General features: G+C 73.3%; 24 protein-coding genes. 10 read left to right on the top strand and 14 right to left on the bottom strand.

All coding sequences use genetic code 11. The annotated features are described in order from the left end of the window. Positions 1-31 precede the first annotated feature (31 nt). Together FRADC12_RS14200 and FRADC12_RS14205 are read right to left on the bottom strand one after the other, a co-directional pair. A complete protein-coding gene (locus tag FRADC12_RS14200; protein ID WP_045877020.1) occupies positions 32-787 on the bottom strand; it encodes a hypothetical protein in 756 nt (251 codons plus the stop codon). Positions 788-888: 101 nt separating this feature from the next. Beyond that, the gene (locus FRADC12_RS14205) at positions 889-2,529 is read right to left on the bottom strand and encodes a carboxylesterase/lipase family protein (RefSeq protein WP_045877021.1); all 1,641 of its coding nucleotides are present in this window, start codon (positions 2,527-2,529) and stop codon (positions 889-891) included. A 188-nt stretch (positions 2,530-2,717) separates the two neighbouring features. Between FRADC12_RS14205 and FRADC12_RS31305 the strand changes: the two genes are divergently transcribed. Then, complete coding sequence (locus tag FRADC12_RS31305; protein WP_157488859.1) at positions 2,718-2,873, top strand: DUF4236 domain-containing protein; 156 nt, start codon at positions 2,718-2,720, stop codon at positions 2,871-2,873. A 58-nt stretch (positions 2,874-2,931) separates the two neighbouring features. Here the strand turns inward: FRADC12_RS31305 and FRADC12_RS14210 are convergent, their stop codons facing one another. Together FRADC12_RS14210 and FRADC12_RS14215 are read right to left on the bottom strand one after the other, a co-directional pair. Further along, positions 2,932-4,254, bottom strand: coding sequence for a PP2C family protein-serine/threonine phosphatase (locus FRADC12_RS14210; protein WP_045877022.1), 1,323 nt, complete (start codon positions 4,252-4,254; stop codon positions 2,932-2,934). Positions 4,255-4,373: 119 nt separating this feature from the next. Continuing rightward, on the bottom strand, positions 4,374-5,798 hold the full coding sequence (locus FRADC12_RS14215; RefSeq protein ID WP_045877023.1) for an amidase: 1,425 nt from the start codon (positions 5,796-5,798) through the stop codon (positions 4,374-4,376). A gap of 536 nt (positions 5,799-6,334) precedes the next feature. On the opposite strand from FRADC12_RS14215, the gene FRADC12_RS28400 reads away from it, so the two are divergent. From FRADC12_RS28400 to FRADC12_RS14240, 6 genes are all read left to right on the top strand, one after another. Next, a complete protein-coding gene (locus FRADC12_RS28400; RefSeq protein ID WP_052710908.1) occupies positions 6,335-7,108 on the top strand; it encodes a hypothetical protein in 774 nt (257 codons plus the stop codon). Between the two features lie 346 nt (positions 7,109-7,454). Further along, on the top strand, positions 7,455-8,315 hold the full coding sequence (locus FRADC12_RS14225; RefSeq protein WP_045879584.1) for an NUDIX hydrolase: 861 nt from the start codon (positions 7,455-7,457) through the stop codon (positions 8,313-8,315). Positions 8,316-8,937: 622 nt separating this feature from the next. Beyond that, positions 8,938-9,459: a hypothetical protein gene (locus tag FRADC12_RS14230; RefSeq protein WP_045877024.1), complete on the top strand. Its 522-nt coding sequence runs from the start codon at positions 8,938-8,940 to the stop codon at positions 9,457-9,459. A 166-nt stretch (positions 9,460-9,625) separates the two neighbouring features. After that, the gene (locus FRADC12_RS14235) at positions 9,626-11,062 is read left to right on the top strand and encodes an adenylosuccinate synthetase (RefSeq protein WP_045877025.1); all 1,437 of its coding nucleotides are present in this window, start codon (positions 9,626-9,628) and stop codon (positions 11,060-11,062) included. Between the two features lie 89 nt (positions 11,063-11,151). After that, entirely contained in the window at positions 11,152-11,313 is a 162-nt protein-coding gene (locus FRADC12_RS32275; RefSeq protein ID WP_198152897.1) for a hypothetical protein, read from the top strand. A gap of 11 nt (positions 11,314-11,324) precedes the next feature. Next, a complete protein-coding gene (locus FRADC12_RS14240; RefSeq protein WP_045877026.1) occupies positions 11,325-12,902 on the top strand; it encodes a DHA2 family efflux MFS transporter permease subunit in 1,578 nt (525 codons plus the stop codon). Here the strand turns inward: FRADC12_RS14240 and FRADC12_RS14245 are convergent. From FRADC12_RS14245 to FRADC12_RS14265, 5 genes are all read right to left on the bottom strand, one after another. Next, a complete protein-coding gene (locus FRADC12_RS14245; RefSeq protein ID WP_232303788.1) occupies positions 12,869-14,437 on the bottom strand; it encodes a glycosyltransferase in 1,569 nt (522 codons plus the stop codon). The two genes, FRADC12_RS14240 and FRADC12_RS14245, sit on opposite strands and share 34 nt — an antisense overlap. Before the next feature lie 813 nt (positions 14,438-15,250). Next, a complete protein-coding gene (locus FRADC12_RS14250; protein WP_052710909.1) occupies positions 15,251-15,790 on the bottom strand; it encodes a Rieske (2Fe-2S) protein in 540 nt (179 codons plus the stop codon). 211 nt (positions 15,791-16,001) lie between these two features. After that, positions 16,002-16,547, bottom strand: a complete 546-nt coding sequence (locus tag FRADC12_RS14255; RefSeq protein ID WP_045877028.1) for an FHA domain-containing protein — start codon at positions 16,545-16,547, stop codon at positions 16,002-16,004. Positions 16,548-16,658: 111 nt separating this feature from the next. Then, a complete protein-coding gene (locus FRADC12_RS14260) occupies positions 16,659-17,126 on the bottom strand; it encodes a Rieske (2Fe-2S) protein (RefSeq protein ID WP_045877029.1) in 468 nt (155 codons plus the stop codon). A gap of 84 nt (positions 17,127-17,210) precedes the next feature. Continuing rightward, positions 17,211-17,804, bottom strand: coding sequence for a DUF6529 family protein (locus FRADC12_RS14265; protein ID WP_045877030.1), 594 nt, complete (start codon positions 17,802-17,804; stop codon positions 17,211-17,213). 399 nt (positions 17,805-18,203) lie between these two features. On the opposite strand from FRADC12_RS14265, the gene FRADC12_RS14270 reads away from it, so the two are divergent. After that, positions 18,204-19,445 (top strand): sensor histidine kinase, encoded by a 1,242-nt coding sequence (locus tag FRADC12_RS14270; RefSeq protein WP_045877031.1) that lies wholly within the window; start codon positions 18,204-18,206, stop codon positions 19,443-19,445. After that, the gene (locus FRADC12_RS14275; RefSeq protein WP_198152898.1) at positions 19,442-20,119 is read left to right on the top strand and encodes a response regulator; all 678 of its coding nucleotides are present in this window, start codon (positions 19,442-19,444) and stop codon (positions 20,117-20,119) included. The genes FRADC12_RS14270 and FRADC12_RS14275 overlap by 4 nt, the downstream gene beginning before the upstream one ends. Before the next feature lie 124 nt (positions 20,120-20,243). On the opposite strand, the gene FRADC12_RS14280 is transcribed toward FRADC12_RS14275, so the two are convergent. Continuing rightward, positions 20,244-20,618: a hypothetical protein gene (locus FRADC12_RS14280; protein WP_045877032.1), complete on the bottom strand. Its 375-nt coding sequence runs from the start codon at positions 20,616-20,618 to the stop codon at positions 20,244-20,246. Between the two features lie 167 nt (positions 20,619-20,785). Then, positions 20,786-22,948 (bottom strand): DUF7846 domain-containing protein, encoded by a 2,163-nt coding sequence (locus FRADC12_RS14285; protein WP_045877033.1) that lies wholly within the window; start codon positions 22,946-22,948, stop codon positions 20,786-20,788. Positions 22,949-23,370: 422 nt separating this feature from the next. On the opposite strand from FRADC12_RS14285, the gene FRADC12_RS14290 reads away from it, so the two are divergent. Then, positions 23,371-24,030 carry a peroxiredoxin gene (locus tag FRADC12_RS14290; protein WP_045877034.1) on the top strand — a complete coding sequence of 220 codons (660 nt, stop codon included), beginning with the start codon at positions 23,371-23,373 and terminating at the stop codon, positions 24,028-24,030. A gap of 83 nt (positions 24,031-24,113) precedes the next feature. On the opposite strand, the gene FRADC12_RS29805 is transcribed toward FRADC12_RS14290, so the two are convergent. The 3 genes from FRADC12_RS29805 to FRADC12_RS14305 form a co-directional block, all read right to left on the bottom strand. After that, complete coding sequence (locus FRADC12_RS29805) at positions 24,114-24,560, bottom strand: DinB family protein (protein WP_052710910.1); 447 nt, start codon at positions 24,558-24,560, stop codon at positions 24,114-24,116. A 311-nt stretch (positions 24,561-24,871) separates the two neighbouring features. Next, positions 24,872-25,720, bottom strand: coding sequence for a DUF4097 family beta strand repeat-containing protein (locus FRADC12_RS14300; protein ID WP_045877035.1), 849 nt, complete (start codon positions 25,718-25,720; stop codon positions 24,872-24,874). Positions 25,721-25,793: 73 nt separating this feature from the next. Beyond that, positions 25,794-26,297, bottom strand: a complete 504-nt coding sequence (locus tag FRADC12_RS14305) for a toxin-antitoxin system HicB family antitoxin (RefSeq protein ID WP_045877036.1) — start codon at positions 26,295-26,297, stop codon at positions 25,794-25,796. Positions 26,298-26,319 lie beyond the last annotated feature (22 nt).

The following is a 26,319-nucleotide window of genomic DNA, read 5'->3' on the forward strand; positions in this document are numbered from 1 at the left end:
TGATTGCGGAAGCCGGCGCCTGTCCCGTGGGTCAGGGGTTGGCTTGCGTCGCGGGACCATCCGGGGCTGTCGAGATGACCGCGGGGTCGGACCAGCGGTAGGCGGTGTGGAAGAACCCGCGGACAGGCCGGCCGCCGACGCGGAGGTTGTGCGTGATGGGCACCGGTCCGGCCGGGTTCGCGAGGTCGAACGACAGAGTGACGTCGTCGGCGCCGGCGAGCGGGGTGTTCGGGTCGTAGACGCGCAGGGTGACCGTCGTGCCGACCAGGTCGTAGCCGTAGGCCAGGACCTGGTGGTTCAGGCCGAGCTTCAGCGGGTCGAGCGAGTGCACGGTGACGATCCCGAGGGCGGGCAGCCGGCCGGAGTCGAGGTCGGTGCGGACGCGAGGCCACTCGTCGACGACCGTGATCCGGCCGAGCCCGGGCCGCCGGCCGAGCGCCCAGGTCACGTCGGCGTCCCCGGTCGCCTGCAGCTGGTAGTAGCGCAGCCCGCCGCGCGGCAGGTCCCAGCTGTCGAACAGCCGCCGGACGATGTACCGGTAGAGGGGAGAGCCTGGCCCGGGCGGGGCCGCGTCGGGCGGGGGCTTACGGCCGGCCTCGAACAGGTCGCGAACCGTGAAGATCATGCCGCCGCACAGGCCGCGGCTTGCGTCGCCGATCGGGATCCGCTTGCCGAGGCCCGGTATCGCGACCGTGAGAACCGGCTGATGCGGGAAGTCGTTCGTGAACTGGAGCGCCGAGGCGCGGGGCCGGAACCCGTTCGCCCCCGCCGCCGTGCCGCCGACCATGCCGCCGCCTCCCCGTGGCCCTGGCGCGTCGCAGCTCACGGTGACCGATCAACCGAGCCGGCGCAAGAGCCCGGCCGGCCCAGGGCGGCGAGGTCGCGGTCCTAGCTCCAGACGTCGCAGTGGTGGGCGGACCAGGTGCCGGCCACCGCCCCGACCTTCGCCGGGGTCAGCAGCATTCGGTCCTGGCCGCCCCGGACGGTGCGGACGTCGAAGCGTGGCCAGGCCGGCAGCGATCCGGCGGTCGTCACGGCGCCGCTCGGGTCGCCGGTGGCGGCGAACCGGGTCCAGTACCCGACCATCGCCTTGGACAGTGAGGCCCGTCCTGGGCTGGTGAGCTGGGACGAGGTCGCAGCGGGGAACAGATAGTCGAGATCCCAGCCGTGGGTGGCGCCCGGGCCGAACTCGGGCGAGCTGGCCGGCGCGTCGGGCACGTCGAACTCGTAGAGGTAGGCCGGCTGCTGGGCGATTCCGGTGGCCAGCTGCGCGAACGTGGTTGTCTGGCAGGTGAACATGTCGTCGGTGATGATGCGCGCCAGCCGCTCGCGCGGTGGGGCCTGGCCGGCTGGGTAGGCGGCCAGCACGCGGTCGTCCCGGTCCGGGAAATGCGTCCGGATCAGGGCGTCCACGCCCCAGTCGGTGATCGGGCCCTCGGCGGCCCAGTGGTTCGTGAACGGCCGTCCCTCGTCGGTGACGGTGCCCATCAGCAGCGGGACCCGGGCCAGCCGGCCGTCCCAGAGCGCCTGGGATGGGCTGAGCGGCAGCGTCGTCCCGCCCACCGTCGGCGCGAACGCGAAGGCGCTGAAGATCTCGGTGTCGTCGGCCGCGGCGGTGACCAGCTGGTTCGCCGAGCGGGTCCGCAGGCAGGCCGCCGCGGTCAGCGGGCCGGGGCAGCCCAGCTTGGCCGCGAGGGCCAGCCCGGTCTGGGCGGCCTGGGCCATGGTCGGCAGCTCCCAGCTGCACGGGCCGCTTTCCATGATTGCCCGCTGGAACAGCCCGTCAGCCGCCGGCGCGGCCAGCAGCGCGCAGACGTTCACCGAGCCAGCCGACTCGCCCATGATCGTGACGTTGTTCGGGTCGCCGCCGAACCCGGCCGCGTTGGCACGCACCCAGCGCAGCGCCGCGATGAGGTCCTCGGTGGCGAAGTTTCCGGCGTCACCGGCGCCCAGCGACGGAACGACCAGGTATCCGAGCGGCCCGAGCCGGTAGTTCGTCGTCACGACGATCGCCGGGCCACCGGCCACCAGTGCGGACGGGTCGAAGGTCTCCCCGGTGCCGCCGACGAAGGCGCCGCCGTGAATCCAGAGAATCACCGGCAGGCGTCCGGTCAGCGGAGCCCCGGCCGGCCGGCCCAACGACAGGTAGAGACAGTCCTCGCTGGAGATCGCGAATAAGGGTCCGTCCTGCTTGCAGGGCGGCCCCCCGCGCGTGCCGTCCCGGACCCCGGACCACGGCGCCGGCTGCTGCGGCGCGGTCCAGCGCAGCGCCCCGACGGGGGGCGCGGCGAACGGAATGCCGTGGTAGCGGTCCATCTTCCCGGTGCGCACGCCGCTGACTCGCCCGTCGGTCGTGGCGACCAGTGGTGGCGGCGCGTCCGGGTTCGCGGTGTAGCTGGTCGGTGTGGCGGCCACTGCCGGCCGGCCGCGGGTTGGCTGGGAGCCTCCCGTCCCGGCCGTGCAGCCGCCGAGCCCGGCGGCGAGGAGCAACAGGCCCGCCAGCAGGGCCGTCAGCCGCGCGCGCCCCATCCTCGGCCCCTCCCCGGTCAGACAGACCCACACACGCCGGGCCTGTCGCCCGGCTGGCGGCCGACGGCGCCGCTCGCGCGACAACGGATCTTTAGCCGTCGAGCGTAGTCGGGCCGCTGCCGGTCCACCTCGGCGGTGTGGCATGGTTCGTGCACCGGTGAGGATTCGGTGAGTTTGGTGGTCGTGCGGTGCTCAGTCCCTTCCAGTCCAACGGCGACGGCAGCGGCGTCAAGCAGGTCCGCTTCGTGCTCGGCCGCATCGACTGGAGCCTGTGGTCGAAGGACGGCTGGAGCAGCCAGTCCACCATCGACCTGCCCGGCCCGGTCGACTACCGGAACAACTAGGCCGGCGCCGGGCCCGGGCAGCCTCGGGCCGTGGCGCCGGTTGGGGGCGGGGCCGCCGTCAGCCCCGGTGGGCGCGGCCGACGCGCCGCCGCCGCCAGCCGGATCCGGCCGACCCGGCCACCTCGACCGCGGGTACCTCGTCGGCCGTGGCCACCGGCTGGTCGTCGTCGGGCTCGACGTCGTAGGGGTCGTCGTCGGGCGGCGGCTCCTCGTCCCGGACGGAGCGCGGCTGCTCGCCGTGGTTCGCGGACGGCTGGCGCGGGACCGTGGGCTCCGGCTCGGTGGCGAGCGGCCGGCGCTCGATGAGCAGCATGGCGAGGTCGTCCCGCAGGTGCCCGCCGGCGTGTTCGGTGACCCGTTGGGTCAGCCGGTCGAGCGCCTGCTCCGGAGTGCCCTCGAGCAGCCGCTCGAGATGGTCCTCCAGCGGGAAGAACTCGCCATCCGGCGAACGCGCCTCGATCAGCCCGTCGGTGAACAGCAGGAGGCGGTCGCCGATGCTCCAGCGGGCGGACGACGGGGTGAACCGTTCGGCGAGCCCCAGCGGGGGGCTCGGCGACTTCAACAGCACCTGACCGAGCCCGGTGGCCGGCTCGCCGCCGGTGCCGTCGGCCTGCCCCACGGTCTTCGCGGAAGACCGTGCCAGCAGCATGGGCGGATGATGCCCGGCCGAGCAGAGGCTGAGCCGGCCGTCGGGATGGATGTCCACCAGCAGTGCGGTGACGAAGTCCTCCGGGCCCGCCTCCCGGTTGACGGCCCCGGCGCAGGCCGCGGCCACCTGCTCCGGCTCCAGCCAGGTCACCGCCGCCTCCCGGAAGGCGCCGAGGACGACGGAGGCAAGCCTGACGGCGGGCAGGCCCTTGCCGCGGACGTCGCCGATGATGACCCGGATCGTGTGCCGGGTGGCGACGACCTCGTACAGGTCGCCGCCGACGGTGGCCTCCTCGGCCGCCGAAAGGTAGCGGGCCGCGAAGCAGGCGCCGTCGATCGTCGTGGGCACCTCGGGCAGCAGCGCCCGCTGCGCGACGTCGGCGACGGCGCGCACCCGGACGAGCTCCGTCTCCCGGTGGCGCAGCTCCGACTCCCGGCGGGACCGATGGATCGCGATCCAGACGGCCACCGCCGACTGCGCTGCGACCAGCCCGATCGCGGCCAGATGCTGCGAGTTGAGAAACCGGTGGTCCCACAGGCCGGACACCACGGCCACCAGGACCGCCAGCGAGCCCATCGCGGCCGTGCGGCGCGGGCCGCGTGCGCCCGAGACGAGCAGCGCGGCCAGCCCGAAGTACCCGGCCATGGCCACGTTGGTGAGCAGACTGATGCCGACCGCGCAGCACAGCACGGCCAGCCCGAGCGCCAGCGCCCGGTCCAGCTTCCAGGGCATGAGGCATTGTCGCTGTCCACCTGCCGGCACTGGGCAGGTACCGCCGGATTCATCGGGGCGATATACGCCGGGTGGCCTCTTCGACCGGAAAATCGCACCCAGATCCGGGCTTCGACCGGTCAGGCTGCCGACGGGGCAGCGCCCGTCCGCTGGCCCGGACGCCTTTCGTACCAGCGCTGCGACCGCTCCAACTGGGCGGCGAGCGAGATCAGCAGGCTCTCGCTGTTCGCCGGGCCCATCAGCTGGGCGCCCAGCGGCAGACCGGTGGGGGCCAGCCCGGCCGGCACGTTGACCGCGGGCCAGCCGAGCACGTTCCACGGCCAGGTGAACGGACAGGCGGCGACGATCGCGTGGTCGGTCTCCCAGTTCGTCGGCCGGTTGAGCTCGCCCACCAGCGGTGGCGGCACCGCCGTCGTCGGCGCGAGCAGCACGTCGACCGACCGGAACACCTGGCCGATCCGCCAGCGTGACATCGGTTCCGCCCCGCGCGCGGCGAGCAGCAGCGGGCGCAGCACCCGGCCGGTGCGGGCATTGGCGACCGTACGACCGTCGAGCAGTCGCGGGTCGGGCACCCGGTGGGCCCAGTCGTCGATCGCCTCCAACGAGCGCGGCAGGAAGGTCACGCCCAGCAGCCCGTACGCCGGATCCGCGAGGACGACCTCGTGGCCGAGCTCCGTCAGCGTCACGCCGACCTTCTCGACCGCGTCGCGCACCGACGGGTCGAGACTGGCCGCCATGCCGCTGTACGGAATCTTCAGGGACAGGCCGATCCGCAGCCGGCGCGGCTCCCGGCTGGCGGCGGCCTCGAACGGCTCGTCCGGAGCCGGCGGGCGGGCCCGGTCGACGGGCGCGCTGCCGGACAGCACGTCCAGCAGCAGGGCCGCGTCGCCGACGGTCAGCGCCAGCGGGCCGAACGTCGTCAGGCCGTTGAACTGCTCGGAGACCGGGGCACTGGAGATCCGGCCGCGCTGTGGCTTGATGCCGACGAGGTTCGTCCAGGCCGCCGGGATCCGCACCGAGCCGGCGCCGTCCGACCCGACCGCCGCCGCGACGAGGCCGGCCGCCACGGCCGCCGCCGCCCCGCCCGAGGACCCGCCCGGCGTGTGGTCGAGGTTCCAGGGGTTGCGGGTGACCCCGAACGCCGGGCCCTCCGTGAACGGCCACTGCCCGAACTCCGGGGTGTTCGTCTTGCCGACGATCACCGCCCCGGCCGCCTTCAGCTTGCGCACCATCTCGCTGTCCGCCTGCTGCGGCGGGAACTCACCGCGCGCGCCGAAGGCCGTCGGCTCGCCGGCCAGGTCGGTGTCGTCCTTGATCGCGATAGGCACGCCCAGCAGGGGCAGCCGTTCTCCCGCGCCGAGCCGCCGGTCGGCCGCGTCGGCCTCGGCGAGCGCGGCCTGCGGCCGCAACCGCCGGAACGCGTTGAGCGTCGACTGGGTCGCCTGGATGCGATCGAGAGCGGCGCCGACGAGCTCGCGTGCCGACACCGCGCCGGCGGCGAGTGCCGTGGCCTGGTCGCGCAGGCCCACCAGGTCGTCCCGCACCCCGACCTCCCCTCCGGCCCGACGAGGCCGCCGTGCCGTTGCCGCCGGGCCTGGCCCGGCCGCCGCTGTGGCGCGGGCCCCGCGCCACCGGTGCGCCGTCGGGTCCGCACCGGAGCGGAGTTCGCCGGTCTGCGCCCGAGGGCCGAGTCCGCCGCCCAGGAAACCGTAGCCGAACGCGGCCCCTCGGCCCCTCCCGTCGCCCGAAACGCGCTGGTCAGCGGATTCGCCCCGATCGGCGGCCGGCTTGAGGGGCCTGCCGTTCGGCGCGCGTCGAGGTGGGGTGCGTCGAGATGTCGTGTCGTGGTCCACGCGGTCTTTCGGTCACGCCGCCCCTGTTGGGGTGTCCTTGCGGTGAAGAACGACGGACTATCTCCATAGCACCACGGGTAGCTCAAGTAATGCGCATTCTGCCGACCATGTCCCGTCCTGCGGGGTGTGGCCGGTGTTGTGGGGCGGTCCGTTCGTGGCAGCACCCCGCGGGCACCCGCCCGCTGGCGATCATTCACCACCGACCGGAGCACCAAGAAGGGAACGAGGTGACCGAAGCAGACAACTCGTCGGAGTCCACCGGGACCCCGCCGGAGGGCGCCACCAAGCCCCCGGCTCCCCACTCCGCGTTGTCCGATATCGCGCCCGGCAACGACGACACCACCCCCAGCCGGGAGCCACTCGGCAGCCTGGTCGCCGGGCTCAACGGCGCGTCCACCGCCAACGGGCACCACCCGGCGGACGGCGAGCCGGCGGCGGCGCTGGGTCCGGCCGTCCAGCCGGGCGACGAGGCACCGGCCGACGGCGAGCCGGACACTCCCGGGGTGGTCGCGGGCGCGCGCCAGCGGGTCGGCCCGGCCGTGGCCACGGTTCTGGACAAGGTGGGCCCCGCCGTCGCGAAGGTGGGCCCCGCCGTCGCGACGGCCCGCGAGAAGATCGCCCCTGCCGTCGCCAGGATAGGCCCGGCGGTCTCGACGGCGAAGGGCATGGTCGGGCCCGCGGTCTCGACGGCGAAGGACAAGGTTGCCCCGGCCGTCGCGAGCGCTCGCGAGAAGGTGACTCCCCAGGTGGCCGCCGCGACGGAGCGCACCAGGTCCGCCGCTGGCAGGGTCCGCTCCCAGGCGGGCGAGCACCCGTGGGTGGCGACCGCGGCGGAACGTGCCGCGGCGGTCGCGTCGAGCGGGAAGACCGCGCGTGAGCTCGGCCAGGAGGTCCGGCGGCACCCCGCCGTCGCCGGGGGTGCCGGTGCCGCGCTCGCCGCGGCCGTCGGGACCGTCTGGCTGCGGCTGCGGCTGCGGTCCCGCCGGCGGCCGGACGCCTGAGACCTCGCCCCGCTGGCGGGAACCACGACCCGTCCTTGACGTGACGGGGTTCCCACCGGTCCGCGTCCCGACCGTCCCCCGGCCGTCCACGGCCATCGGGACGCGGACCGGGGCTCGCGCGCTCCGGAGGTTGACCGTGGGTCCCGGCGCGCGGCGGCGGCCGTGGTTCGCCGCCGGCTCCGTCGGTGTGCCCGTGAGCCCTGGTGATCCCGCCTGAGCGTGCGTCCGCCGCCTGGCGATGTCTCCTGCCGGACACCCCTTGCCCTCGGGTGATCTGTCGCATAGGTTCTTCTCAATCTCAGATTTACTCAATTCGAGAAGAACTGTCGACGGAGTGGAGAGCTCGATGACGGACGAGGCCTCAGCCGGTAGCGGCGCGGCGGCGGAGGTCGCGTTCCTCGCGTCCTACGACCCGCGCGACTACGAACCGGTCGCGGTCACCGTCGACGTCGTCGCGCTCACCATCCGGCCGGTGGGCAGCCCGGCCGGGGAGCCGGTCCCCACGCTGCACGTGCTGCTGGTGCAACGGGGCCAGGCGCCCTTCGAGGGCCGGTGGGCCCTGCCGGGTGGCTTCATCCGGACGACGGTCGGGCCGGACGGCTCCCGGGCCGAGGAGGACCTCGGCGAGGCCGCCGTCCGGGAGCTCGCCGAGGAGACCGGCCTGGCCGCGTCGCCCGACCGGCGGGCGGCCGACCGCCGGCTCGGCCGGATCCACCTGGAACAGCTCGGGACGTACGGCACTCCGGGGCGTGATCCGAGGATGCGGGTCATCTCGGTCGCGTACCTGGCGTTCGCCCCTGATCTGCCCGATCCGACCGCCGGTGGCGACGCGGCCTCGGCCGCCTGGCTTCCGGTCACGTCGGTCAGGCGGGACGAGATGGCCTTCGATCACGCGCGAATCCTGGCGCACGGCCTGGAACGGGCCAGGTCGAAGCTTGAGTACACGCCGCTGGCCACCGCGTTCGTTGCCGCCGAGTTCACCGTCACCGAGCTGCGGGCCGTCTACGAGACGGTCTGGGGCCAGCCCCTGCACGCTCCCAACTTCCACCGCAAGGTGCTCTCCGCGCCGGGGTTCGTCGAGGACACCGGTGCCACCACCGCCCGCGGCGGCGCCCGCGGCGGCCGCCGGGCACGCCTCTACCGGGCCGGTCCCGCCAGGCTGCTACACCCCGCGCTGCTGCGTCCCGGGCACGAGGAGTCCCGATGACCACACCCGCCTTCACGGCCGCACCCCCCAGGACCGGCTCGACGGCTCACCCGCCGGTCACGTTCGACGAGATCGTGGACCTGGTACTGCGGCGGAGCCCGCCCGCGCCGGTGCTGTTCGGCCCGCTCGGCCCTGCCGGCACGCAGGCCCGGGAGGCGTCGCGCGCGGCGCGCCGTGCCTACCGCGCCATGGCCCGCCAGGTCCACCCGGATGTCGCCCCGCCGGGTCGGCGGGCCGAGGCCGCGGCGGCGTTCGCCCGGCTCACCGAGCTGTGGTTCGCCTACCAGGACGGCGCCGCCGGGGTGCCGACCGGTCCGAGTGCCGACGGGCCGGCTGGCGTGGTCGTCGTCGGCCGCGCCCGGCACGCCTACACCGTCGGTGGCCCCTACGCCGAGGGCGACCTGGCCACGCTGTACCGGGCCGGCGGCGTCGAGCCGGCCGACGGCCGTCCCGCGCCAGGCGAACTGCTGGTGAAGATGGCCCGTTCGGCGGACGACGACGACCTCGTAGCCCGGGAGGCGACGGCCCTGCGGCGGCTGGCCCGGCTCGGCGACCCGAGGCACGCCGCCTACGCGCCGACCCTGGTCGACACGGCTCGGCTGGCGCGGACCGGCTCGGCGTCATGGCCCGGCACACATCCCTGGACTGCTTCGAGAAGCGCGCCAAGAAGGGCTACCTGTTCGTCATCGGCGACGAGAAGCCCTACCGGAAGGTCGACGCCCGCCAGGTCCGGGACCTCGTCGGCGACCAGCTGCGGGTCGGCCTCCCGACCAGGGAGATCGTCGAGGAGCTGGAGCGGACGTACAACGTCTTCTTCCTCATCCCGGCCGGGACCGCGCACGCGCAGGACCAGGAGGTGCTGGCGACCTGGCGGGAGCTGCTGGGCGAGCGGGTGATCGAGCTCGACGACCTGGGTCTGGCCTGCGAGACGATCGCGCTGACGATCGGCATCCTGGAGGACTCGATCGACCTCGACGAGGGCCTCGACGACCTGCGTGACGTCGGCGCCGGCGCGGCCGTCGTCCCGGTCGGCAAGGCGCTCGCCCGGATGCGCGCCGACGGCCCGGACCGTCGCGAGATCGCCCTCGGCCCTGGCGGCCAGCCGCCGGCGCAGCGCGGCGGAACCGGCATCGCCCGGCTCTGACCCACCCGCCCGGGCACCCACCCGCCCGGGCACCCAACCGCCCGGGCACCCAACCGCCCGGGCACCCACCCGCCCGGGCATCCACCCGCCCGGGCACCCACCCTCGCGGCAGGGCCGTACCGGCCCACCAGCAGACCCGACGTCCAGCGGACCAGGAGGAGCTCTCATGCGGCACACGATCGTCGTCGACCTCGGGTTCGGCGACGCAGGCAAGGGGACGGTCGTCGACCATCTCTGCCGGGTCGCGGCGGCGGGCGGCGAGCCGGCGGCGGCCGTGGTCCGGTTCAACGGCGGCGCGCAGGCGGCGCACAACGTCGTCACCGACGACGGCCGGCACCACACGTTCGCCCAGTTCGGGTCGGGCACGCTCACCGGCGTTCCGACGCACCTGTCCCGGTACGTCCTCGTCGACCCGCTGGCGCTCGCGGCCGAGGCCGCGCACCTCGCGGCCCTCGGCGTGCCCGACCCGTTCGCCCGGCTGACGGTGCACGGCGACGCCCTGCTCACCACGCCGTACCACGTCGTGGCGAATCGGGCCAGGGAACTGGCACGCGGCGCGGGGCGGCACGGCTCGTGCGGGATGGGCATCGGTGAGACGGCCGCCTACGGGCTCGCCCATCCGGACACCGCCCCGCGGGCGCGCGACTGCGCGCGGCCAGCCCGGCTGCGCCGGCTGCTGACCGAGCTGCGCGACCGGCTGGAGGCGGAGCTCGGCTCGTTGGAGGTACCCGCCCGGGCCGGTGTCGGGCTGCCACCGGTGGACGCCTGTGTCGAGGTGTTCGGCCAGTTCTCTCGGGCCGTCCGGCTCGTCGACGACCGGCACCTCGCCGAGCTGGCCCGGGTCGGCCCGGTGGTCCTCGAGGGGGCGCAGGGAGTGCTGCTCGACGAGTGGCACGGCTTCCACCCGTACACGACCTGGTCGACGACGACGTTCGCGAACGCGGAGAAGCTGCTGTGCGACGCGGGGGTGCCCGCGGGCGACGCGCGCCGGCTCGGGGTGGTGCGCACCTACACCACCCGCCACGGCGCCGGCCCGCTGGTGACCGAGGACGCCGCGTTGACCGCGGCGCTGCCCGACCGGTACAACGGCACCGGCCGCTGGCAGGGCGCGTTCCGCGTCGGCCATTTCGACGCGGTCGCGCACCGTTACGCCGTCGAGGTCGCCGGCGGGGTCGACGCGGTGGCGCTCACGCATCTCGACGCGCCCGGCAGCCAGCCGCTGGGCATCTGCCGGTCCTACGAGGTCAGCCCGGCTGGCACAGTCGTCCAGCCGACTCCCGACGGTGCCGACATTCCGGACTGTGACGACATTGGGCCGGCCGCTACGCGCAACGCTGACCGCATGGACGCGAGTGCTGTGCGTGGCCTAGCCAGCCCGGCGGAGGCCGAGCCGGCCGGCTCGCGGCGGGTCGACCGCCTGGTGCCCGGGCCACCCGGTGACCTGGCGCGCGCGGCGGAGCTGACCGGGCTGCTGTGGCGGGCCCGGCCCGTCCTCGACCCGCGCCCACCGGGCGCGGCGGACTGGCCGGACGTCGTCGCGGACGTGTGCGGTGCGCCGGTGGCCATCCGCTCCCACGGACCCAGGAGCGGTGACAAGCACTGATCGGAACAGGTCCACGGCCACTGGTCGCCCCTGCCCCAGGTGGCCAGCCAGCGTGGACAGCGCAAGAACCGAACCCATGGAGGTTCGCCGTGCTGGAGTTCTACGTCTTCACACTGATCCTGGCGCTGGTCTTCGCGTCAGGGACCGTCTTCCTGCTGGTCCTGCTCCGGGTGCTGGAAGAGCGGCGCGACGTCGCTGACACCCGGATGGCCGACGCGATCCGGGCCCTGCGGGAGGACCGGCACGCGTAGCGTCTCCGACCATGTCGACCCCACCACTCCCGGACGGGCCGGACACGTCGCCCGCGCTCGTGTTCTCGTCCGCGCCGGGCAGATGGGTGCTGGTCGCGACCGTGCTCGGCTCTGGGCTCGCCGCGATCGACGCGACCGCGGTCGGGGTCGCGCTGCCCGCGATCGGGCGCGACTTCGGCACCGGGCTCGCGTCGCTGCAGTGGGTCGTGACGGCTTACACGCTGACCCTCGCCGGGCTGCTGCTGGTCGGCGGGTCGCTCGGGGACCGGTACGGCCGCCGCAGGGTCTTCGTGGTCGGCGTCGTCTGGTTCGCCACGGCCTCACTGCTGTGCGGGCTCGCGCCGAGCGCGTCGGCGCTGATCGGCGCCCGGGCGCTGCAGGGGGTCGGTGCCGCGCTGCTCACCCCGGGCAGCCTCGCGATCCTCCAGTCCTCCTTCGGCGCTGAGGACCGGTCCCGGGCGATCGGCGCCTGGTCCGGCCTGTCCGGCGTCGCGACGGCGGTGGGGCCGTTCCTCGGCGGCTGGCTGGTGGCGGCCGTGTCGTGGCGGCTGATCTTCTTCGTAAACCTGCCCCTCGCCGTCGCCGTGATCCTCATCGCCGCCCGGCACGTTCCCGAGTCGACGGACCCGGCCGCGCCGCGGCGCATCGACCTGACCGGAGCGGCCCTGGGAACGCTCGGCCTGGTCGGGCTCTGCTACGGGCTGATCGAGGGCCCGTCCCGGGGCTGGACGTCGATTCCGGTGATCGTGCCGCTGGCGGCGGGAACCGGGATTCTGGTGGCCTTCGTGGCCGCCGAACGACGGACCCACGAGCCGATGCTCCCGCCGAGCCTGTTCGCGTCGCGCCAGTTCTCGGCGGCCAACCTGGTCACCTTCGTGGTCTATGCGGGGCTCGGCGGGGCGCTGTTCCTGCTTCCGATCGAGCTACAGCAGGTCGGCCATTACTCGCCGGTCGAGGCGGGCACCGCCCTGCTGCCCGTCACGATCATCATGTTGACGCTGTCGGCACGGTCCGGGGCGCTGGCCGCCCGGATCGGGCCCCGGCTGCAGATGAGTGTCGGCCCGCTGGTGGTCGGGGCCGGGCTCGCGCTGCTGTCCCGCGCCGGCCACGGTGACGGCTACTGGCGTGACGTGCTGCCCGCGGTGATCGTGCTCGGCCTGGGACTGGCGACGACCGTCGCGCCGTTGACGTCGACCGCGCTCGCAGCGGCGCCGGTCGAGAAGGCGGGCGTCGCCTCCGCGGTGAACAACGACGTCGCGCGCACCGCCCAGCTGCTCGCGGTCGCCGTCCTGCCCGCCGGCGCCGGCCTCGCCGGCGCGTCCTACCTGCGGGCCGGAGCGTTCGACCACGGATTCCGGATCGCGATGCTGCTGGCCGCCGCGATCGCCGCCGTCGGTGGTCTCACCGCCGCCGCCAGCATCCGCGACCGGCCGGACCAGCGCGCGGCGCATCGCAGGCGCCCGCGGCTGCGGCCCGCGCCCTTCACCCACTGCGCCCTGGACGCGACGCCCGTCGCCACCACCGCGGACAACTGCCCGCTGAGCGCCGGGGGCCGTTACCCCAGATACTCCGCCACGACACCGAGGTAGGCGTCGTTGAGCAGGGCGCGCTGACGGGACAGGAAGTGCAGGATGCGGACGCCGGCGCCGCGGGCCTCGTCGACGGAGGCGAACGCCTTGGGCCGGCGGTTCCAGGTCGAGTCGAGAGTGGCGACCTTCGTCCCGGTGGCGGCGATCGCGCGGACGAGCGCGAGCTGGTCCTCGCCGCCGAAGCGGTTCCATTCCTGGTGCCACCGGTTGAACATTCGGGACATGCGGCCGTTCTGGTCCCAGAGCATGACGCCGCTGTTGTAGTAGCGGCGGCCGGCCAGACCCAGCTCCTGCATCAGCTGGTACTCGGGGGCGCGGCGGCTCGGGTCGTTGACGCTCCTGGCGATGACGTCGGCGACGGACGAGTGCATGTCGGGCGCCATCGCCATGTCGCGGCCGGCCAGCAGCTCCCAGACCTCGTCGATCGAAGAGATGACGATGGTGTCGGCGTCGAGGAAGAGCGTGCGCTCGAACGACCAGCGATACAGCTGGGTCTTGTGGAAACGGGACGCGAAGCCGCCAGGGAGGCTGCCGACGACGAGGGTCTCGCATTCCAGGTCGACCAGCTCGTGGCTCGGCGCGTCGGTGATGACCCGCACCGGGCCGTCGTAGCCGTGCAGCCGCAGCGTGCGCGCGCTGTCCGTGACGAGGTTGGCGTAGCTCTCGCCGAGGGCGAGGTAGACGACGCCGCGGTTGGCTCCCGGCCTGCCGGGCCGCGCCGCCGGCCTGGCAGGCCTCCCGTTCTGGCCGGGCCCATGACCGTTCAGTTGGCGGACCGGCGCATGGCCGTTCGGGGAAACGCCGAGCGGCGCCACCGAGAACTCCGTGGCCAGCGTCTCGTCCGGCTCGCGGACCGTGCCGCCGTTTACCCGGTCCCGGTCGGCCGCGGTGAGCTGCTTGGGGACGGCGGGCGGCGGGCTGACCGAGAGCCAGCCGATCGCCCTGGCGGCGAGCATGAAGTCGATCCGGCGCTGGATGTGGTCCGGTCGCCGGTGCAGCGCGTGCGGGTCCGGCAGCTCGGCCCGGTTCATCAGTGTCTCGGGGTCCGGGTCGCTCGGCGCCAGGTAGTTGCGCAGCCCGGCACACAGCCGCATCGCGACGCAGAGCAGCATGTCGTCCTCGGGGACCTGCTCGGCCATGTAGTTCATCAGCCAGCGGAGCTGGGCGATGTGATGCAGGTTCCGGGTCCGGACGAAGAAGCCACGGACCAGGATGTCGATCTCCCGTGCCCTGGGCAGCCGGCCGACGTTGCGGGCCGTGTAGACCCCGTCGGCCGGGACGATCCGGCCCATCTGCCCGATCGAGCCGAAGCCGGGGAGTGACTCCGCGGTCTCGACGAAGTGCTCGACGCAGCGGGTCCCGGGCAGCATGTCGTCGTCGACGAAGAACGTGTACTCGTGGTCGTAGGCGGCCAGCGGCACGAACCTGGAGTACGGCCCGGTGTTGTGGCCCCAGCGGTAGACCCGGTCGGCGCTGGACAGCGTCGCCTCGGACAGCGTGTATTGGTCGTCGAGATGGGTGTCACATACCGTCACCGTGCACGGGGTGGATTGTGCGCGTAGCGCATCCACGATCCGCTCTACATTGCCTGGACGTTTCCAGTTAATGACGACAGCCTCAACCTTGTTCATGCCACCCGTCGACATCCGCCCATGACGAATACAGCGTTTAACGCACGCCTGCCGGCGCGCGAAGAATGGGTGACCCGTGACCGGTCGCCGGCACACCGCGTCGGCGCGGGCACCTTGGAGCGGGGGGTTGACCGAAATGTTCGCACGTCAGCGGGCGGATTCTCAAGGGATCCGAAACCTCGACCGAAGTGTGAGCTGTGGCACATTCAGTCTGGTTGGGCTTCCGTGCGGAGTCCGGCCGGCGTGCGTCGTGGCGGCGTGCGCGCGGGGCGGCGATGTTTTTCGGTGGCGTTGAGAGATGACGTACATGTTTCGCGCGGCTGAATCCTGCGTGCTGTTTCGGAAACATGACGCGCGAGCCCCGGGGAGCCGCCCGTACGAAGATGCGTACCCGGACTACTACTGGTTGTAGTTCCGTGGCGCGGTCTCGCCGGCGCGCGGCGCCCGAGGCGGCGGGCACGCGCGGCTCGCGGGCGAGGCGCTGGAAGAACCGGCCCTACAGGCTGCTCGCGGGCGAGGCCGCGGACGAAGCCTGCCGTCCGGGCGGCTCGCGGCGAGGCCGATCGTGCGGGTGGCTCGCGGGCGAGGCGGCGGGAGAAGCCGGCTGCGCGGGCGGCTCCCGGCTCACGCGGAGCGCCCCGGGAGAGAGGGCCGGACGCGGCCTCGGCCGTCGAGGTGGCCGAGGCCGCGTCGGGAGGATCCAGAAGCTGCGAGCGGTCAGGCCTGGTAGATGTTGTCGCCCTTGACGGTGACGTTGACCGCGGACAGGGGGCGGGGCGCCGGGCCGCCGATGTTCTTGCCGGTGCTGGCGTCGAACATGCTGCCGTGACAGGGGCACTTGATGGCACCGTCGGAGACCGAACCGACGGTGCAGCCCATGTGGGTGCAGACGGCGGAGAAGGCGTGGACCGTGCCGCCGGAGTCACGGGTGATGACGATCTTCTTGTCGGCGAGGATCAGCCCGCCGCCGACGGGCACCTTGCTGAGGCTGGCGAGCTCCTTGGCGTCGCTGGCCGAGCCGCTCGTCTGCGCGGCGGTGCTGGGGGTCTTGTCCGCGCCGCCGCCGCTGTCCGTCGAGGCGGGCGCGTTCGTACTGGCATTGGTGGTCGAGTCCGACGAGCTGCCGCACGCCGCGACCAGGAAGCCGCCGGCGCCAGCGGCAAGGGCGAACAGGGGAACCGTCACTCGCCGGGTCAGCCCGGGGTGCGGCGTCGGCAGTTCCGTCGGCTCCACCTCGGTCGTGGCGTCCAGCGTCATGGCATTCCTTCCTGCAAGTGGGTATCGCCTGGCAGTCCGACGGTAGGTGTGCGGAAGGGCCTCCCGAGTCGTGGCATGCCGTGAACTTCTAAAGAACTGGTGAGAGCACGCGGAGTGGCCCCGGATATCCGGGCGCACGAAGCTGGCGAAATGGCCGCTCGACGGGCGTAGTTACCGCCCGTCGGCGCCAGCGGTCGTCAGTGCCTGTTGCTCAGGAGAGCGCGACCAGGGCGCCGAGGGCGAACGCGGCCGCGAAAAGCCAGACTAGCGTGGGCACGGTGCTCAGCCAGCGCGGCGGCCGTCGCCGGGCCGCGACGGGCGTGTTGGGAATGGGCGCCGGAGCCGCGGCCGGCGCGGTCGCGCGGCCGGGGCGCGCCAGCGGGCCGCTGGCGGGGGCGAGCCGGGTCTCGGCCTCGTCGACGTCCGGCTCGGCCGGGGCCGCCGGAGCGACGTCGACGGGGACGATGGCCGCCACCGTCAGCTCCGGGCCGTCCAGGGCACCGAGCCGCAGCCGGACCGGCTGCTGACCGACCGGGACGGAGCTGACCCGCTGGCCGTCATGCCACATCCCGTTGGCGCTGAGATCACTGGCGGTCCAGCCGTCCGCGCCCGGCTCGAGCGAGACGTGCCGGCGGGACACCTTGGGGTGGCTGACCACGATGTCCGAGTCCGAGGCCCGGCCGACCACGACCTTGCGGTCGCCGGGCAGCGTGAGCTGCGTGGTCGAGGTCTGCACGCGCAGCGCGACGAGAGGCACGCTGATCCTCTCTCCTGCCGGGCTTCCGGCGGTCGTGGAGCCGAATTGGTCGCTACTCAGGCCGCACCCGACGGGCACGGCGCCGCTGCTGGCCGCGGACTGCCGGCCGGCTCAGGCAGGGAAGACGGCGTTGTCGTGGACGCTGACCTGGACCGGGGGCAACGGGGTCGACGCCGGGCCCGCCACCGGGGCGCCGGTCGACACGTCGAACTTGCTGCCGTGGCACGGGCAGTTGATCGTGCCGCCGGTCACCTCGCTGACGGTGCAGCCCTGGTGTGTGCAGACCGCCGAGAAGGCGTGCACGTCGCCGGCCTGGTCCTTGGTCAGCACGACCCCGGCCTTCTCCAGGATCAGGCCGCCGCCGGCCGGGACCTGGTCGAGCGTCGCCAGCGGCGTGTCGCCGGCTGCCGCCCCGCCGGCGGGGCTGCCCCCGGCCGCGTTGGCGCCGGGCCCAGCGCCGTCGCGGTGGTTCCACGCGACGCCGAAACCGGCCGCCGCGCCGACGACGACGACCGCCGCGGGAATGGCCCGCCGGGTGAGCGAGCCGGCCCCGTCCGAGGTGGAGATGTCCTGCGTCATCTGAGCGCCTTCCTCGGAGCGGGGCCGCGGTGAACCGTGGGCAGCAGGGATGCCGCGGGCGGGCGGCGCGCGGCCGGGCGGGGATCAGACATGGGGAATGCCGGTACGGGTGAAGAACCACAACGCGGCCGTCAGCCACAGCAGCACGAGCAGCGAGAAAACGAGCCCGCCGAGCACCGGCAGCGCCCAGCCGGGCAGGGATTTCACTCGCAGCCCGAGCATCTTCGCCGCGTACGCGCCATAGAACGTGCACCCTGCGACGCTGTGTACGACGACCCTCGTGTCTGCCGTCGAAAATCCAAGGGCCCAGAGGCAGTGGAAGGCGACCGGAAGGGAGATGGCGAAGGCCGCCGTCCCGCTCCAGCGATGCGCGATCGAAACCACTGGCCCGCCGGCTTTGACGCCGGGCAGGCGCCCCCACATCCACAGCGCCGTCAGCAACTGCACGACAACGAGGGCGAGGACGATTGTCGTCAGCCATGCCTTCATCGGCAGTGGGCTGGAGAAACCGAGGGTGTACAGCGGGCGACGGGCGGGCGTGTGCTCCCGGCCGTACACACCGAGGACGACCGCGATGACGGCGCCTACGAGTACTGCGCCGGCGAGCCCGGTGGACCCGCTCAGGGCCGACCGGCGCTGTGGCGCGGCGGTGCCCGCGGTCGGCTCGGGTATCGACATATCGCCTCCGTCCCGGCCCCCCGGCCGGCTCAGGCAGTTTCCGCGCGGTCGGATGGCCCGCCGCTGGAATGCCTGACGATTTGTCTCGTAACCGGAGGTCGGTGTCAAGGCACGCAGGCTGACGGATTTGCGGCGTCGGGTCTGCGTCATCGCAGCCAAACGGCGCGCGCCTTAGAGCTGTATGTCGCGAGCTGGATTTCCGACGAAGCATTCCGTCGGTTTCCGGCAACCGCCCAGCATAGAGGCGCAGGCGCGGCGAGGATGCACCAGTCGCCGAAAAGGATGCCCGTGCTGTCGAGGGGAACCGCTCGGTGTCCGGACCGAGGCCAGAAGGCGGAGAGCCGGCTCCTACTTAGGGCTGATCACGGCGCGGGGCCGGCTCCCGTACCGTGAGGATTCATGGAGGCGGCTCTCGGTCGGCGCGCGGGCGGCCGCGACCACCCGGACCGGCCGCGGCCGCCGGCCCGGGTCTGGCGGGACTGGGCTCTGGTCGCCGTGTTCACGCCCATGGCCCTGCTCGAAGGGCTGCTGCGGCCGGATCTGCCCTGGCGGCCGGTGGCGCTCGTCATCGGCGTCGGGCTGGTGCCGACGCTGCTGTGGCGCCGGACAAGGCCGTTCCTGATGACGGCCATCGCGTTCGGCGTCGGCATCGTCGCCTCGCTCGCGACCAGCGGGCCGCCGCCCGAGCTGAACTCGATGTTCTACCTGCTGCTCTTCCCATACGCGCTGGCCCGTTGGGGCGAGGGCCGGGCGGTCCCGGCGGGCCTTTCGATCGCGGTGCTGGCCGACGTCGTGTCGTTCGTCGCCGACCCCGAGTCGCTGGGCAGCGCGGCTGGTGGGCTGGCGGTCCTGACCACCTCCGCCGCGCTCGGCGCCGCGTTCCGCTACCGGGCCTGGGCCCGGTTCCGAGAGTTCGAGCAGGTGAAGCTCGTCGAACGGGAGCGGCTCGCCCGCGACCTGCACGACACCGTCGCCCACCACGTCTCGGCTATCGCGATCCGCGCGCAGGCCGGCCTCGCGACGGCGCCGGCCCGCCAGGAGGCCGCCACCGAGGCGTTGCGCCTGATCGAGACCGAGGCGAGACGGACGCTGGCCGAGATGCGGACGATGGTCCGTGTCCTGCGCCGTGACCAGCCGCTCACCGCCACGGGCTCTTCGCTGCCCGTCGCCCCGCCCCTGGGCGGGCCGGGACCGCTGGCCGGGCCGACGCCGCCGCGGCCCGAGGATCTCGCGCCAACGCCGGGCATCACGGACCTGGGCCGGCTGGCGGACGACCGGGCCGGGCTTCCCGTCGCGGTCAGCCTCGCCGGACCGGTGGACGACGTCGCGGCTCCGGTGGCCACCGCCGTCTACCGGCTCGCGCAGGAGGCGGTGACGAACGCCCGCCGACACGCGCGCGGTGCGACCGGCATCGAGGTGGAGGTGACCGCGGACGACGGCGCGGTCCGGCTGCGGGTACGGGACGACGGCGACACCAGCGGGGCGGCGCCGAGCCCGACGCCCGGGTACGGCCTGCTCGGGATGCGCGAGCGCGTACACCTGCTGGGTGGCACCTTCGAGGCCGGCCCCGAGCAGCGGCCTGGAGCGCGCGGCGGCTGGACGGTGCACGCGGTCCTTCCTCGCGCCGGGGCGCCAGCGTGACCGGTCCCGCTGGCCGGGTCGTCCGGGTGCTGGTCGCCGACGACCAGGAGATCGTCCGAACCGGCCTGCGCATGATCCTCGACGCCCAGCCGGGCATTGAGGTCGTCGGCGAGGCCGCCGACGGGCTGGCCGCCGTCGAGCTGGCCGGCCAGCTGCGCCCCGACGTGTGCCTGCTCGACATCCGGATGCCGGCCATGGACGGGATCGAGGCCACCGCCCGGCTCGCGGGCCCCGGCGTGGCCGACCCGATCGCGGTCGTCGTGATCACCACGTTCGACCTGGACGAGTATGTGTACGCCGCGCTGCGGGCCGGCGCTCGGGGCTTTCTGCTGAAGGACGCCGGTCCGGACCTGCTCGCCCAGGCCGTCCACGCCGCGGCCGCCGGCGACGCGCTCATCGCTCCGGCCGTCACGGCCCGGCTGCTGGCCGCCTTCGCCGAGTCGGGCTCGGGCCGGCCGCCGCGCCAGCCCGTCGAGCCGCTCACCGACCGCGAGGAGCAGGTGCTCGCCGCGGTGGCCCGCGGCCGGACCAACAACGAGGTCGCGGCCGAGCTCTACATCACGCTGAGCACGGTCAAGACCCACGTTGCCAGCCTGATGGCCAAGCTCGCCGCGCGAAACCGCGTCGAGATCGCCATCTGGGCCTACGAGACCCGGCGGGTCCGCCCCGGCTGAGCCGGTCAGGGCGGCGGCCGGGTCAGGTCCGGCGGGCGTTCAGGTCCGGCGGGCGTTCAGGGCCGCCTGGTGCTCAGGGCCGCCTGGTGCTCAGGGCCGCCTGGTAGTCAGGGCCGCCTGGTAGTCAGGACCGCTCGATCTTCGTGAGGGCGAGCTCGCCGTCGAGGTCGACGTGGGCGGCGCCGTACCGCTCGGTGAGCGCGAGCGAGCTCTCCCTGCGCGGGAAGCCGTCGGTGCCCAGCGTCGACAGCCAGATCGCCAGGCCGTAGGCGGCCGAGGCCCGGTAGTGCGTCCAGGCGTCCTCGAAGGACGGGCGGGTCTCGTCCGGCACGTCGAGCGCGGCCGAATACTCCGTCAGCAGGTCGGCCTCGGCGCGGCGGCGGTCGGCGATGGTGAGCGAGCCGACCAGGAAGGAGCCGACGTCCCGTCCCGGGCGACCAGCGTGGCCGTGTCGACCACCGCGCCGGGGTGCTGCTGCGCGAGGGCCGCGGTCATCCATTCCGGCGTCACGTCGGCCCAGTCCGCGGGTACCTGTAACAGCGCGGGCGACGTCGGCTCAGTCATCCGCTAAGTATGTGATCGCTCACTTCCGGGGTCAACCGTCCGCTCGGCCGGCGAGCTGCCTGACCAGGTCCGTCACCTGCAGGTCCGTCACCTGCAGGTCCGTCAGCGGTTGTCCGATCCGGTCAGGGCCACGTCGAGGGTGGGCTCGATGCGGGCGGCGAGCCACTGCGACTCGGTGCCGGTCAGGGTGCGCGCCAGGTTTCCAGGCAGCCGCCGCCAGCCGAGGCCTGGCGCGAGCAGCGTGAGGTCACCGGTCGCGCGCCGCATCAGTGGGAACCGGTCTTCCCAGCTCGCGGCGCCGGGGCCGTCGCCGGTCGTGAAGCCCACGACGAGCTCGGCGGGTGCGGTGAGCGTGGCGGCGCTGATCTCGCCCGGCCCACCGGGCGCCGCGCCGTCGAGCACGAAGGTGCCGTCGCCGCCCGAAGCCACCTTCAGCTGCTGGGACTGGGTCTGCCCACCCAGCCGCACATAGAGCCGGGCGCCCGCCCCGAGGCCACCGGCGGAGACGCCGGCGGTGCCGGGGGCCGGCGGCCGGACGGTCACCCGGATCTGGATGCTGGTGCCCTGAACCTGGTGCAGCTGCACGAACGAGCCTCGGTAGCTGCCGGGGACGTCCGCGTCGACGAGCTCGTTCGGCCGTACCCGGTAGATCGTCCGGTCGGGCATCCGGTCGGGCAGGGCGGCGATGCCGGGGCCGATGTCGGCCGCGTAGACGATCCGTCCGTCCAGTCCGGGCGCGTTGCGCAGCGTGTGGTACGGGATCTGGGTGTAGCGGGTGGGGGTCGCGGGCGTCACCACTACCAGTGCCGGGCCCGGGAGCTGGTCCGGTATCAGCGCGTCGAGGAACGCGTTGCCGGAGTTCACGCCGCGCTGGACGTGGATCCTGGCCGGGATGGTGGGCACGGTCAGCGCCACGAATCCGGCCACGGTGAGCACCAGGGCGGTGATCCGGACCAGCGGCTTCGGACGGGATCGGCGCGCCCGCCGCCCGCTGCGCCGCTCCTGGGGAAGCAGCGTCCACAGCCAGCGGGCGCCGGCGGCCCCGAGGATGGCGACCGGAGTGAAGCCGGCGAGGTGGTAGTGGGGGCCGAGCCCGTCACGCAGCCCCGGCATGGCGAAGGCCGAGCCCCACCAGAAGAAGTAGCCGACCAGCACCGCCCCGGTCGTCACGGCGAGCAGCAGGCGCTCCGCGCGGTGTCGAGGAGCCAGCAGGCCGATGACGGCGAGCGCGATCAGGCCCAGGCCGCCGAAATACCAACTTGGCGCCGCCTTCAGCGTCGCCGAGAGGGCCTGCTCGGCGAGGTGACGGCTGAAGGTGAAGGCCGGCTCGGACGGCAGGATGCGCCGCGGGCCGAACCCGAACGTGTCCAACGGGTCCGACGCCGTCTGCGGGAGCCGGGTCGGCGACCCCGTCACGTGTGCGCAGTAGGCCAACAGCAGGCCGACGAACGGGGCCGCGCCGAGGACGCCCCAGCCCGATCGGGCCAGGAAGATCCCTGGAGTCCGCCACATCCGGGCGAATGCGAACACGATGAGGGGCCCTACGACGAGAACCACGTCGAACGGCCTGATCAGCACCGCGAACCCGACCAGTGCGCCACCGGCGACCAGCGTGCGCCGTGTCCCGGTCCGCACCCCGCGTAGCAGCAGGGCGCTGGCCAGCGTGAGTACTGCCGCGCAGGGGGCGTAGGCCAGGGGAAGCGCGGTGTGCAGCAGCACGAGCGGGGAGAGCGCGACCATCCCGGCCGCGATCACGGCGGTCCAGGCGTCCTCGAACAGCTCGCGGGTAAACAGGTAGGTACCGATGACCCAGCAGGCCGCGACCGCCGCGGGAGCGACGGCCATCGTGCCGAAGATGGCCTGCGACGTGGCGAGCAGCGCGGGCCAGCCGGGCAGGTACTTGGTGAACACCTCGGTGCCGCGCACGCCGGTCAGCCACGGCTGGAAGAACGGCTCCACCACCCGGGCGTCGAGAGTGAGCCGCCCGTCCAGCAGCATCCGCGCCTGCAGGACGTAGGCAGCCTCGTCGGCGTCCCCGGAGCCCTGCCGGTAGAGGCCGGCCTGCAACAGGAGGCTCACGGCGAACGAGCAGGCCGCGAGGAGCAGGACGGCCCGGCTCTGCACGTCGATCCGGGCCAGCCGAACCCGCCAGGCTGGCTCCTGGAAGCCGGGTTCGACTACGGCCGGCCGCCAGCCGACACCGGTCGGCCGCCGTCGTCGCACCCGAAGGGGAACCGTCTCGGGAGCGGAGACGTCGACGGTCATCGGGGCTCGCGGTGTGCGACGTCGGCCATCATGACTGCGTCACGGCACGCTGCCGCCCGTCTCCGGTCACGCGTGGGCACCATCCGTCGCATCGCTGTCGCTAATCGCGCTTATCTGCACGGAGCAGCCGCATTCTGCGGCTTCGCGCCATTAGCACGATAGACGACCCATAAGCGATCACTGGCGGCCGTACCCGGTCGTCTCGGTGCCTTCTCGCAGCCGTCCTGGTGCCGGGTCCGATCGGCCAGGTGGCGCTTCCGGTCGGCCCGCGGTCGGTCGGCCGAGCTCCGGTCGCGGTGGAGAGGTGGCCGTCGCCGCGTCGGTCAGGACCGCCAAGACCCCGCCGGATCCGTAGAGTCCTCGATGACCACAGCAGAAACCCGGCAGAAACCGCGCCGGACCTCTCGTTGACGGAGACAGCGATGACTCTGACGATCGGCGACACCGCGCCTGACTTCGTGGCCGCGACCACGGAGGGCACCATCAAGTTCCATGACTGGATCGGTGACTCCTGGGCGGTGCTCTTCTCGCACCCCAAGAACTTCACGCCGATCTGCACCACCGAGCTCGGCTACGTCGCGTCGATCAAGCCCGAGTTCGACCGCCGCGGCGTGAAGATCATCGGATTGTCCGTGGACCCGGTCGAGCTGCACGAGGACTGGTCCAAGGACATCGCCGAGACGCAGGGCACCGCGCCGAACTACCCGCTGATCGGTGACTCCGACTTCACGATCTCCAAGGCCTACGGCATGCTCGGCGCGGACGTCAGCGGCGACCCGTCGGACCGGACCGCGGCGGACAACCAGACCGTCCGCAACGTGTTCGTGATCGGCCCGGACAAGAAGATCAAGCTGATCCTGGTCTACCCGATGACGACCGGCCGCAACTTCGACGAGGTCCTGCGGGTCATCGACTCGCTGCAGCTGACCACGAAGCACAAGGTCGCCACCCCGGTGAACTGGAAGCAGGGCGAGGACGTCGTCATCGCCGGCTCGGTCAGTAACGACCAGGCCAAGGAGCTGTTCGGCACCTGGCAGGCCCCGAAGCCCTACCTGCGCATTGTCCCGCAGCCCAGCGCCTGACCAGCCAGGCCCCCGGCCCCTTCCCGGCCGCCGCGTGAGTCATACGTGGTGGCTGGGAAGGGACTCGGAGGCACGACCGTAGGTCATGACTCGGCCTGGCCCCCGGCCCTGTCCGCGTTCGTGGGCTCGTCGCCCGGCTCGCCGCGGACGGCGCGTAGCCAGAGGATCGGGTCGCCGTCGTCGACCTGCTGGCCGGCGGCTCGCAGCAGTTCCCGGGTCAGCTGCCGGCGGTGCGCGGCGAACGTGAGCACGTGCGCGATCACGGAGCTGAGCACGAAGCTCACCGGCGGGTCGCAGAGCGCGTCGATCAGGCGGTCGCCCCAGGCCCCGCGGCGGTCGATGTCGCGGACGGCCGCGAGCCAGCGCGGGGCGGTGGCGTCATGACGCGCCAGCAGGGCGGCCGCGTCGCCATCCTCGTCGCGGGCCGGCAGGTCGAGGCCCTCGATGGCAGCGAGCCATACCTCCTTGGTCCAGATGTGATGTTCCAGGACCGCGGCGATCGACCCCTCCAGGCCCTCCCAGGACGTCACCGTCGCACCGGGTCGCCGGACGGCCCGGAACTCGGCGTCGGTCAGGCCTTTTCGCGAGTTCCAGCAGGTCGCGGGTGTCGTCCAGGTCGTGGCTGACCAGTTGGTCGGTAAGCGGGTTCATCGCATGCTCCGTCGAGTGCACCCACAGCGACATCGGTGGGTGGTAACGGCTGGCGCTGGGAACCGGCGTAAGACGGCGGCCTGCCCCGGCCACCTCGGCGGGCGACTGTCGACGGGGACGCCGAGCCCGGCGGAGACGATTCGGGCGAGCGCGGTGAGCAGGGCCGCGCGCGAGCGTCGCGTCGTGGTGGTCAGACGCGGTGCAGCCTGATGTCGCCGAAGGGCGTCCGCGCGTGGATCTCGACCTTGTTCTCGGCCTCACTCGGCTCGCCGGTGACGGCGTCGAGCTCGTTTCGCATGTGGCCGTGTCCGGTCTGGACGTCGAGCCACGCCGCGGTGCCCGTGGCGATGCCGACCTCGAGGTCGCCCGCGGCCGTGCGCAGCGCGACCGCGCCGCTGACCACCCCGCCCACCCGGATGCTGCCGTTGGCCGTGCGTGCGTCGACCCCGGTGGCCGCCCGGTCGATGACGATCTCGCCGTTGGCGTTGCGAACCCGGGCCTCCCCGGACACCGCGCCGATCCGGGTGGCGCCGTTGGAGTTGCGGACCACCACGTCGCCCTTGACCGTGCCGATCCGCACGGCGCCGGTCCCGGTCTTGGCCTCGGCATCGCCGGCCACGCCGTCGACCGCGATGTCGCCGGCCCCGGTGCTCAGCCGCGCCGGCCCGCAGTGCTCCAGCCGGATGGCGCCCATGGTCGTCTTGATCCGGCATTCACCCAGCTCGCCGGAGCTGGTCACGTCGGCGACCGATGCCTCGCAGTCCACCTGCGACGCGGCCGGGAGCTCGACCGTCACGTCGACGGACCTGGTCTTGCGGGAAAAGGCCAGGGCCCGGGTCCGGGGCGCCCGCACGAGCAGCGCACCGTCGGAGTACTCGACCCGGGTCTGCCGGGCTGCCTCGACGTCCGACTCGTCGTCCGGGTCGGTCGGTCGGACCTCGACGACCGTGTCCACGCGGTCGGTCGCGATGATTCTCGCGTTTCCGCAGAACAGCTCGAGAGTGGCCGCAATCGGTGACGGTGTGTCGAAAATGGGCATGGCTGTCCTCACTTAGGTACTGATTCTGGTTTTTGGCCGCTCGAAGTCGTCGAGCAGCGCCGAAGAATGGTGTTTAGTGCACCCAGCCGGTGACGTGCTGCGAGCCGCGCTTACCTCCGGTCGGCCGGGCGGCCCCGTCCTGCGGCGAACGCAGGGCGGCGGTGGCGGCCCGGACGAGCCAGGCGTTGACCGACCGGCCCTCCTGGGCCGCCGCCGCCTCCACGGCGACCTTGAGCTGTTCGGGCAGCCGCACGTTGATCCGTGCCGTGGCACCGTCCTCCGACACCGGGTCCAGCGTCATCGCCGCCGGCTGCGTCTCGGCCGGCTGGTCCGCCTGTGGCATGGCCACGACGAACTCGGGCTCCCGTCCACGTAGCCGGACCTCCACCGATCCCGGCGCGAGCTCCTGCGTGATCTCGTTCGCGGCCGCGGACAACGTCTCGAGCAACGTGAGCCGGATCGCCGACTCCAGCCCGCCCGTCAGCCGCTCGACCAGCTCGCGTACGTCGTCGCCGCCGGCCTCCAGCAACGTGACGAGCTCTTGTCCGAGCCTGTCCACCTGCTTGCTCAACTCCATGACGCCATATTGGCACCAGTTT

The sequence above is a fragment of the Pseudofrankia sp. DC12 genome, from assembly GCF_000966285.1.
Classification (GTDB): Bacteria; Actinomycetota; Actinomycetes; order Frankiales; family Frankiaceae; genus Pseudofrankia.